Annotated in this window: 1 protein-coding gene; it reads left to right on the forward strand. The window is 66.8% G+C overall.

Annotated elements, in window-relative coordinates; genetic code table 11:
• Window positions 1-81 precede the first annotated feature (81 nt).
• Window positions 82-537, forward strand: a complete 456-nt coding sequence (locus U9980_RS25095) for a TnsA-like heteromeric transposase endonuclease subunit (RefSeq protein ID WP_322770189.1) — start codon at window positions 82-84, stop codon at window positions 535-537.
• The last annotated feature ends 141 nt before the right edge of the window (window positions 538-678 follow it).

The following is a 678-nucleotide window of genomic DNA, read 5'->3' on the forward strand; positions in this document are numbered from 1 at the left end:
CCCGGCCGTTCGGGCAACGCAGCGCGTCTTCGCGGAACGTCTCCCGCGCGCCGTCGGGAGACGTTGCCGACCTGCTGGAACGTGCCGTTCGAGGACGCCGTGCCGATCCGGCCGTTCGGCTGGTCGCGGGGAAGGCGGCATTTTCCGGGCTGGTGGTGGTCGGCCATGACAGGTGATCACGTGATGCTCCTCGACTTCGACCGGGACGTGGTGGGTCTGGCCTCGCAGCCGTTCTGGCTGCGCTGGCACGACGGCGTTCGGGAACGGCGCCACGCACCGGACTTCTTTGCCCGCTTGGCTGACGGGACGGGTGTGGTCGTCGACGTGCGGGCGGACGACCGGATCGAGCCGGCGGATGTTGAGGCGTTCGAGGCGACAGGCCCGACAGCCGCGGCCGAACACATCGCCGTCATCGGAATCCCGGAGAACCGCTTCCGAAAGATCAAAAAAGATCACGAAAATCGTTCGGTGCATCCACCAGGCTTAGAGCGCCCGGCAATAGGGGCGTGGATGAAGGAGCGGGGCTGGGGCACGTAGATCGCGAGGCGGAGGAGGGAGGCACCCTGGTGTTGGGTGTCGACCGACGACAACGTGGCGAGGTGCGTGCCCCAGCCCCGCGACGCCGCGTCCCCTATTGCCGGTCGCTCTTAGTACTCGACAACGTCCTTGAATTTCGTC

Origin of the sequence: Protofrankia sp. Cr1 (assembly GCF_963555865.1) — a bacterium.
Taxonomy (GTDB): Bacteria; Actinomycetota; Actinomycetes; order Frankiales; family Frankiaceae; genus Protofrankia.